A 9,454-nucleotide genomic window follows, 5' to 3' on the forward strand; every position below is an offset into this window, starting at 1 on the left:
AGCGAATCAAACCCAGACCATACAGACGCTTGCCTTCTCCCAACTTCCCTTCGATTGCGTTTCGTTCCACTGCGTCCTGTCTCTCTATCCGTATCCGTGCCAGCTCTGCCCGCGCTGTCTTCGAGGGCCGACCCAACGGAGGTCCACTCAGGCGAATGCCACGCTCTTTGCAGTAACGCAGGTTCTCCCGACTCCGATAGGCCTTGTCGGCCAGCACAGCTTCCGGATAATGGCCATACCGCTCCCGGTAGGCCTCCACCGCCGCTTGCAAGGTATTGCCTTCGTGAAAACCGTCCCAGTCCAGCCGCTCCAGCCTTGCGTACCCGTTCACCATACTGATGGCCACCTTCGCACCAAACTCCACGTTGGCGCGTACCTTCCCCCGAACGATGGGCCGTACATGGGGCTGGGAAAGGCTGACGATTCGGTCCTCGATGCGTCGGGTCTTCTTGCGGTACATCTCTTCCTGTTGACGATACAGTTCCTGGATGACTAACAGCTGACGGTACTGCCGAGTGCCCAGGGCCCCAGCCCAACTTCCTCCTTCAATTGACCGATGATTCGCAGGTCTCGTGCGACAAACCGCAGTTGCTTTCCAACGGCCTTGCGCAGGGCACGCGGGCTCACGCGGCGCTGCTTCGCCACCGCCAGGTACGCTCTACGCGCCTTCTCCCGATAGGTGCGCGGCTTGCGCCTGCCACGCTCACGGACTGCATGTAGAACGTCAATCATCTTCTCCAGTTTCTCACGGGCCTCGTTCAGGAGCGACAAGTCGGTCGGGTAGGCGATGTCCGCTGGCGCGCAGGTGGCATCCAGCAGCAGCTTGCCTTGGTTCGCGGTTGTTTGCGCCTTTGTCCTGGACTTGGAGTCGGTACGCACACCTAGCTGCCCCGAATCACCACCATCCTCCTCATCATCCGAATCATCACGGTCGTCCTGCTCTATCACAATCCATTCATTGACCTGACTCAACACGTCTGGACCCAGCCGCTTCCGAAAATGCGTCATCAACGACGGATGAAACGGTGGCTCTTCCTGAAAACGCGGCAGCCCGATGAAGTATTGCAGATACGGGTTCTCCGTGATCTGGCAGACCGTTTCGCGGTCGCTCAGACCCAGACGTTCCTGGATGATGAGTGCACCAAGTGCTACACGGACGGAGTACGCTTGTTGTCCCTTCGTCCAGGACTTCAAGCGCTCTCCGTAGTGCTCTTCAACTTTCCACCAGGGGATCATCTGGGCGAGCTTTACCCAGCGGTTTTCCTTGTTCAATTTCCCGCCAAACGGCAGGAAGAAGTCATCGGGAAGCAGCATCTGTCGTTCGGTCGAGCGATACATGGGAACCCCTCAGGTGCAAGGATTTTGACGGATTCCAGCGAAAATCCGTGCATGAGATTTCGTCACAAACGGCCAGGAATCCTTGTTGCGATTGGACTTATCAACCGTTCAGCAGACCCTAATTAGGCTAAATAGTACTCCATGCTGAGGCAAGTAGGTAAGGGGCTATCTGGATGTCTCCCCTCTTTCATGGTCAAGTGAAAAGGCGACTATCCGTTTCAGATACAGAACTTTTGGCTAGGCTCTATCGTGTGATGGTCAATACCAATCTGCCCGACGGGTGATTCACGCTATTTATCCAAAACATGTTTGAAAGTGGACTCCGAACATCACGACTAGAACAATCCGGTCGTTTTTACGCGTATGTATCGTGATGCACCATGTGACGAATAATGATGATTACCATAAATTTGCTATCTAAATGGAAGATAATCACTGAATGGATAAAATGGTCGTCTATAGCAATTGCAAGAGGATTTTGATGTAGGAAATATGGGAAGAGAGGGGTCAACGGACTATACTATGTTCACACAACAGGGCGCCCCATGGCGCCCTGATATCCTAAATTATTTTTATTTATTTTTTACATCACCAACACGTGGGACTGATTAGACGCTTGATTGACATTGATTACCCAACCGCTGGCGGGAATGCTTTTGACGCTCTTGACAACAGTTGTAGCATCGGCATCTCCATGTTTGTTAGCAGTCAGATTCTTCAACTTGTAAACTACTTGGCCTGATTTGGTCGTTGTTCCGCTACGAATGAGTTCAGGATGCACACTGCCAGGTGCTAATCCAGTGGCCTTCACGGTAACAGTCAGTTGGTGCGTTTTCGCATTTAGGGTCAAAGTCGCGGTACCTTTAACCTTACTTCCTTTCGTCGAGTTCAGTGTTGCGATCGCCGACGTAGTAACAGATTTAGCCCTAGATTTAGTTTTGGAGACGGGTTTTGCAGTACTCTTCGTAGCATGTGAGGTCGTGTTCGTTGTCGGCGAACTATTTGTACCACAACCCGCTATCCCTAATGTCGCAATCATCATCAGCGGAGCTACTACTGCCAAGGATTTTCGATTCAATGTGTTCTGGCCCCCTAATTTATTTTTAAATTACATTTCAATCCTATCTCCCTCGATGTTACATTTCTGTTACATGAATTCGTTGTCAACGCTTACTGTGTGTCTAAAATGTGTACCAGGCTGGTCAGAATGACCTCGATTTTTCGATGGTCTCATCGTAAGACTGTTGGATCGCAAGAAATTGAGTAGCTATATACAGGACCCGGCATTTATGTGCTTAAGGTGTCGAACAAGTGCTCAGTTCTGGTGTCACAGGCGGGCCTCGGCGCGTTTTCGAAGGGAACCGGGAGTGAGGCTCATGGTTATGCTTGAGCTGAAGATTCCGATGCCGGTGACGCATCTCGTGTTGCTGCAGTTCAAGTTCGCTCAAACGGCCGGAGCGTTCGGTGCTGCGGGCCCCATCCAACCTGTATTCATATTAAATTTATAAGATAATGTTGCATTACAATGCAGTACTTATTAATATACGAATAGAGGGTCGACTGGACCACCAGAGACGCATCAGCGCTTTATGCTGTGCGTCTTTTTGTTTCTGCGATGTATGAAAAAGTTGATCATGCCATTGAACCTTGACTGCACATGAAATCCGTATCGGGGGTGGCGAACATGTCATTAAAGTTTGCCTATTGGGTGCCGAATGTGAGTGGAGGTTTAGTCATCTCAAAGATTCCTCAGCGTACGGGATGGTCTTTCGAAGATAATGCAAGGTATGCTCAGATTGCGGAGGAAGTTGGATTTGAATTTGCCTTACTGCAAACCCGATTTGTCGCAAGTTATGGTGCTGAAAACCAACTGGAAGCGATCACCTTGGCGTCTGCGCTGGCGACGGTGACGAAAAAGATCAAGTTGATTGCAGCTGTGCTTCCTGGATTATGGCATCCGGGAGTGGTAGCTAAGATGATTTCAACGATTGACCAAATCAGCCATGGACGTGCTGCTATTAATGTTGTGAGTGGATGGTTTAAAGGCGAATTCCATGCATATGGCCAGCCATGGCTCGATCATGACGAGCGGTATCGACGGTCTGAGGAATTTATATCGATTCTGAGAAAAATGTGGTCCGATGAAGAGGCTCATTTCCGCGGAGATTTCTACCGAATAAACGGAGCACCCTTAAAGCCGAAGCCGATTGAAATTCCACCGATTTTCCAAGGAGGCAACTCGTCTGCCGCTCGGCACATGGCAGCCAGGGTATCCGACTGGTATTTCATGAACGGGAACACCATCGATGGAGTGAAAGCGCAAATTGACGAAGTCAAAACGCTTGCTGCAGCAAACAAGCGCAGGGTAAAGTTCGGCGTTAATGCGTTTGTAATTGTTCGGGATACGGAAGAGGAGGCGAGACAAGTTCTACGTGACATCATCCAATATGCAGACTCCGAAGCAGTAGAAGGTTTTAGGAGTCAGGTGCGCTTTGCCGGACAAGCATCTCCGGAACGTGAGGGTATGTGGGCGAATTCAAATTTCGAAGATTTAGTTCAGTATAATGACGGTTTTAAAACAGGATTAATCGGTACTGCTGAACAGGTAGCGGATCGAATCATCGAGCTGAAAAAAGTCGGTGTTGATTTAATTCTGACGGCGTTTCTTCATTATGATGAAGACCTTCAAGCGTTTGGGGAAAAGGTCATTCCTCTTGTTCGTGAGAGAGAAGTGGACCTCCAAAATAAATTGGAATTTTCTAGGTAAGGGTAGCAAATCTTCTCGGGGTTTTGACCGTATCATTTACTACACACCATTTAAGGAGGAAGTGGCCATGAGCGTAGATCTACATAAAGTAGAAATTGATTATCGCGCTATTCGAGAAGAAATCAGAGCAATTGTACAAAATATCATTGTACCAAGAGCAGAAGTGATTGATCGGGATGGAACTTTCCCTCGAGAAAATCTTAAGGTGCTGGCTGAAACGGGATGGAATAGTGTACTGATTCCTGAGCAGTGGGATGGACTCGGTCTCAATTACGTGGCATTTGCGATAGCCGCTGAGGAGATTGGAAAAGGATGCCCATCGACTGCACTGGTATACGTCATGCATGTAGGGGCAACGCAGACTATCGTGCTGTACGGAAACGATGATCAAAAGGAGCGGTGGTTGAAGCCAGTACGCCAAGGGCTTATTGGGACTTATTCGACCAGTGAAAAAGCGACAGGCGGTCACTGGTGGTTTAATTTTAGTGAAGCTTCTCGTGACGGGGAAGATTATATTTTGAATGCTGAAAAATCGTTTACCACCAGTTGCGGTCAAGCGGACTTTTATATATTCCAAACTCGCTCTCCCGGAGCGACGGAACCAACTGATGTGAGCTTCTTCATTGTCGACGGAAAATTACCAGGAATCATCCCAGGTGTCTGGGACGGATTGGGGGTCCGCGGTAATCATAGTGGTCCGATTCGTTATGAAGGGGTTCGCGTTCATCCAAGAAATAAATTAGGTGTGGAAGGTCAAGGTAGAGAAATATTAGAAAGCGGTGTTTCACCGGTGTATCTCATTGGGATTGGATCCACGTGGCTTGGTGTTGCCCAAGCGGCGTTAGATGCGTCGGTGTCATATGTAAAAGGTATGATTCATCGTGATTTCAACAAGAGACTTGCGGATTATCAAATTATTCGGCATAAGTTGGCGGAGATAAAGGTATTGATAGAGAGTCTGAAACCATGGCAACTTTCACTGGCTGGGCAATTAGATGAGTTACAGGCTCAAGGAAGACCGCAGGTTGAGTTACTCTTGCCGCTCGTCGAGTTCAAGATTCACGCGTCAGAAGTAGCGAACAAGGCAGCGAATGTCGCGCTTGATGTGACTGGTGGCTATGGATACAAACGGGGGATATTCGAACGACTGTATAGAGATGCTCGCGCCGGAATTGCGATGGGCCCTTCAAATAATATCGCTCGTGAGTGGATTGGCAAATCGCTTGTCGGTCTACCGCTTGAACTGTGGTACGAAGGCGGAGATTAATTTTTACGCGAGCCAAATTTTACGTGCTAAAGGCGGCGAACAAGTGCTCCGTGCTGGTGTCGCAGGCGGGTCTTGGCGCGTTTTCGAAGGGGTAGAAGAATTAGCAGAGAAGTTTCAAGAACAAGCGGGTGTAACATGACCAAGCCTACGACACCATGGTGGAACTAGAGGCTCATGTCGTACGGCATGATCAGCACGGATGCTCGAATGGGCTCACACCTCTCGAAAAATCCGTTGGTACACAAACTCAGATAGCAGAATTGGGAGACACTCCTACGAATTTCATTGTCCGCAATTATGAACCGCAACTCGAAGTGCTGCAACACGCCAAATTGTTCATCACACACGGCGGTATGAACAGTACAAGTGAAGGTCTTTATTATGGTGTGCCGCTGATTGTGCTTCCCCAAAGCCCGACCAACCTATTGTTGCGCGACGTGTGGTTGAAATCGGTGCGGGCATCCACCTAAGTCAAGAAGGCTTAACCGCGGGAGATCTTAGAGAGGCGGCAGAACGCGTACTCACGGATGCGTCAATCAGAAAGGTATGCGTTGAAATTGGAGATTCTTTCGTGCTGCGGGAGGGTATCATCGAGCCGTCGAGGAGATCTTCGCGTATAAGCGGAGTCTAGGCATCACGACATGATGGAGTCTCCCCGAAGAACCAGTAAAACATCGTGAATGCGGCTTTCATCTTTAATGCGAAAGACCATGCACACCGCATGGTCTGTACTATGTCTAACAAACAGCCGGCATATGTGGACTTTGAGAAATGTTTGTTCCCAACTCCCGCAGGCCCGATTCCCTATCCTGAGGCTGACTGAGACCCTTTACCTTGCCAGAGTTAATGCTATTCTCTGGCCACCTTCAAGGCGTTGGCCCACCAAGCTAAATCATCCAGCATGTTAGACACTAGCGGTGGTAAATACGACAGTTCTTCCAGCGTCTTTTGCCCCATTAAGACCTGCATGAAATCACCGCCCTGAATGTGCACAGAGGAGCGAATAGGTGCCATTTGCAACTCGATGGCGATTTGGCGCAGTTGCTCAATGGCACGGGCTGCACCGACGCCGCCGTATCCCACGAAAGCGATCGGTTTTCGCACCCACTCGACGTACGCGTAGTCTAATGCATTTTTGAGTACCGCTGATGGGCCGTGGTTGTATTCTGCTGTCACGATGACGTACCCATCGAACTCCGCCACCTTCTTCTGCCACCGCAGGCCCTCGGCATTTTGGGTAGGCGCATGCAGGTTCGAGGTCCTCTCGTTGAAGAAGGGTAGTGGGTAATCACGCAGGTCGATGAGCTCGAATTGCATGTCCGTGCGCTGGCTTGCAAGGTCCATAAACCATTGAGCCACCTTGTCTCCAAAACGTGCGTCACGGGTAGTGCTGATAATTACACCAATCTTTAGCACCTAACTTCCTCCCCTATATTCCATCAGGTGAAGCAAAACCAACACCTGTTGCTAAACAGGATACTTGTTAGGTATAGTGGAGTCAACCATCAGATTTGGTAACAATGTCGGGTACACAACACGACGGCTCAAGTGTTGACTCCCGTAGGATTAGTTATGCGGAAAGGGGAGAAACCCTAGGTATGGATCAGAAGGCAGTGGATTTACGCGTGCGTCGAACGCGAAAGCTCTTGCAGGAAGCCTTCCTCAAACTGATGGCCCAAAAAAGCTTTCAAGCCATTACCGTACAAGATATCACTGCGTTAGCGATGGTAAACCGCTCGACATTTTATGATCACTTCGCGGACAAATATGAGCTCATGGAATACGCCGTCAGCGAACAGTTCCGGGAGCGGCTCAAGAGCAAGTTACCCGATAAAGACCACTACAGTGTGGAAAATCTTCGAGCACTGATTATAACGATGTGGGAATATTTCGGGTGCCTTCAGGGTCACTGCCAACACGCTGACGAGCGGCAGAGAATTCTCTGCCAATCGCAAGTGGTGAACGTCGTGAAGAAAGTGCTGACCAACTGGCTTTCGGAGTCCCCCGGGACAATGGCAGGGGATCCGAGCACCCGTGAATTGGCAGTGGCCGTCACAAGCTGGGCGATCTATGGCGCGGCCCACTATTGGGCAGAGAACAAACCCAAGGGGACCGGCGCGGAGCTTGCTGAGCTGGTCATTCCTATCCTTGATGGAATGCTACAGACCGATCGTTTGCTGAATCGGAACTGACGCTCTTTTCCGGGATCGCGGCTTACCACTGAAGACGCAATGTATCACGCTGGTAAAAGGACACCCCAACAAACCGGCACTGAAGCCCACTTACGCAAAGTGCTAGCTAAACAGAACATATGTCCGGGGAATCCTGCGCGATGATTTTGGGGATCTCAATCCTTTGTTGACATTCCTCATTGCAAGACACAAATAGCGGTGGTTGGGCCCATCTTCAACGAGGTCTTCCCGGGACCCGTGCGGAGCACGATGTCCAACACGGCGTTTAACCGCCCGGCCTTTGATGAAGCCGCAAGAAGTTACGCGACAAACGTTATGAGATCGTGAACCCAGCGGAGTTCAATGAAAACGCCAACGATCCGTGGACAGTCTGGATGCGCAGAGCACTGCGTTCGTTGCTAGATTGCGATGGAATCAATGCTTTCAGGGGGATGGATTAATTCGCAGGGTGCATGCCTAGAACATGATGTGGCCACAACGTTGGACATGGATGTCTACGTATACTCCGATGGACGACTGATTCTTGTCGAGCAAAAGGAGGGTATGAGGGATGGATGTGTAGGTGGTGTAGGAGGTCAGCGAGGACTTTGATCTTCAAACTAATCTATATATACGCACTTGCTGCGAAGCGACACGAACAGAAAAACGCATTTTTCACCAAACGCCATGTAAGATTGGTCTGGCCCCGAATATAAGAAATGAGCCCGTCTACCCTCTCTAGTAGGCACTGTGAGGATGGTCCTGGTAACGAAACGGGTGGCTATCGCCCATAGCCGCCGGAGGCATGACATTTGTCACTCGAAACTTCGACGAAATGTCACTTCCCGGACTCCCCGAGGCGATGCTATCTTGTCAGTACCCGAGCCGACTCCCGACTTTGGATAACAGAGTCCCTTTAACGAAGGAGGCAATCGTATGCCCTCCGATGAGAAAACCGTGGTGGTCCAGTTAGAGAACGTTGGTAAGCAGTTTGGACGAAGAAAGGCACTTGTGGATGTCAGCTTTTCTGTGTCCGCGGGGAAAATTGTCGCTTTACTCGGTCCGAACGGAGCCGGTAAGACGACAATCATGTCGATCTTGTTGGGACTTCGGCAGCCAACATCCGGTAAGGTTCGGATCTTCGGCTTAGACCCGCGACATCCGCTGGCTCGCCGCCGGTTCGCTTGCATGCTACAGGAGTCGAGGGTACCAGACACCGTTCGAGTGCGAGAAGCAGTAGAAATGTTTCGCCGCCTGTACGCGAGCCACCTCGATGTTGGATGGGCGCTCGAGATGGCCGAATTGTCGGCCAAGTCAAGGTCGAGGGTCGGAAAACTATCGGGTGGGGAACGTCAACGGCTGTATTTCGCTCTCTGCTTGATTGCTGATGTGGATTTATTGTTCCTTGACGAGCCGACCGTTGCCATGGATCTACAATCGAGGATGCGATTTTGGGAGCAAATTCAGTCAATGGCTCAGTCTGGCAAGACCATTGTACTGACGACGCATTATTTGGAGGAGGCAGACGCCCTCGCCGATCACGTGATTGTCTTGAATCACGGCAGGGTGGTTGCGGAAGGCTCACCGGATGCTATTAAAGCCAAAGTCAGTGGCAAGCGCGTTGTATTCTCAGCGCAGAATCTGGCAGAAGACCTATTAGATAAGATTCCAGAAGTGATACGGTTTCGTAAAGACGATAGAGATTTCGAAATATGGACCCGGAATCCGGAGAGGGTACTGGCACAGCTGTTTGCACATCAAATTGAGATCACAAACTTGGAAGTCAAAAGCACCGACTTGGAGGAAGCGTTTCTCACGATCATTCAAGGGAACGAGAGGGGGAAACGTGCATGACAACTGCCGAAAATGTTATGGCCACTCGCTGCAACAAAGATAGTCGTATTGGGAGGG

6 protein-coding genes and 2 pseudogenes are annotated in these 9,454 nt (G+C 50.2%); 5 read left to right on the plus strand and 3 right to left on the minus strand.

Translation table 11 applies throughout. The features are described 5' to 3' along the window. Positions 1-1,338, minus strand: a pseudogene (locus AK2_RS17570) (IS5 family transposase); the annotation flags it as partial. Between the two features lie 583 nt (positions 1,339-1,921). Continuing rightward, the gene (locus tag AK2_RS17020) at positions 1,922-2,416 is read right to left on the minus strand and encodes a CHRD domain-containing protein (protein ID WP_157076400.1); all 495 of its coding nucleotides are present in this window, start codon (positions 2,414-2,416) and stop codon (positions 1,922-1,924) included. A 606-nt stretch (positions 2,417-3,022) separates the two neighbouring features. On the opposite strand from AK2_RS17020, the gene sfnG reads away from it, so the two are divergent. The 3 genes and pseudogenes from sfnG to AK2_RS16715 all read left to right on the plus strand — a co-directional run. Beyond that, positions 3,023-4,105 (plus strand): dimethylsulfone monooxygenase SfnG, encoded by a 1,083-nt coding sequence (gene sfnG / locus AK2_RS15965; RefSeq protein ID WP_067937000.1) that lies wholly within the window; start codon positions 3,023-3,025, stop codon positions 4,103-4,105. A 67-nt stretch (positions 4,106-4,172) separates the two neighbouring features. After that, positions 4,173-5,372 carry an acyl-CoA dehydrogenase family protein gene (locus AK2_RS15970; RefSeq protein WP_067937005.1) on the plus strand — a complete coding sequence of 400 codons (1,200 nt, stop codon included), beginning with the start codon at positions 4,173-4,175 and terminating at the stop codon, positions 5,370-5,372. 230 nt (positions 5,373-5,602) lie between these two features. Further along, positions 5,603-6,017, plus strand: a pseudogene (locus tag AK2_RS16715) (nucleotide disphospho-sugar-binding domain-containing protein); the annotation flags it as partial. A gap of 204 nt (positions 6,018-6,221) precedes the next feature. Here the strand turns inward: AK2_RS16715 and AK2_RS15980 are convergent. After that, a complete protein-coding gene (locus AK2_RS15980) occupies positions 6,222-6,788 on the minus strand; it encodes an NADPH-dependent FMN reductase (RefSeq protein ID WP_067937012.1) in 567 nt (188 codons plus the stop codon). 182 nt (positions 6,789-6,970) lie between these two features. On the opposite strand from AK2_RS15980, the gene AK2_RS15985 reads away from it, so the two are divergent. Both AK2_RS15985 and AK2_RS15990 read left to right on the plus strand, forming a co-directional pair. Further along, positions 6,971-7,564: a TetR/AcrR family transcriptional regulator gene (locus tag AK2_RS15985; RefSeq protein WP_067937016.1), complete on the plus strand. Its 594-nt coding sequence runs from the start codon at positions 6,971-6,973 to the stop codon at positions 7,562-7,564. A 915-nt stretch (positions 7,565-8,479) separates the two neighbouring features. Beyond that, complete coding sequence (locus AK2_RS15990; protein WP_067937018.1) at positions 8,480-9,397, plus strand: ABC transporter ATP-binding protein; 918 nt, start codon at positions 8,480-8,482, stop codon at positions 9,395-9,397. Positions 9,398-9,454 lie beyond the last annotated feature (57 nt).

This window comes from Alicyclobacillus kakegawensis NBRC 103104 (assembly GCF_001552655.1).
Classification (GTDB): Bacteria; Bacillota; Bacilli; order Alicyclobacillales; family Alicyclobacillaceae; genus Alicyclobacillus_G; species Alicyclobacillus_G kakegawensis.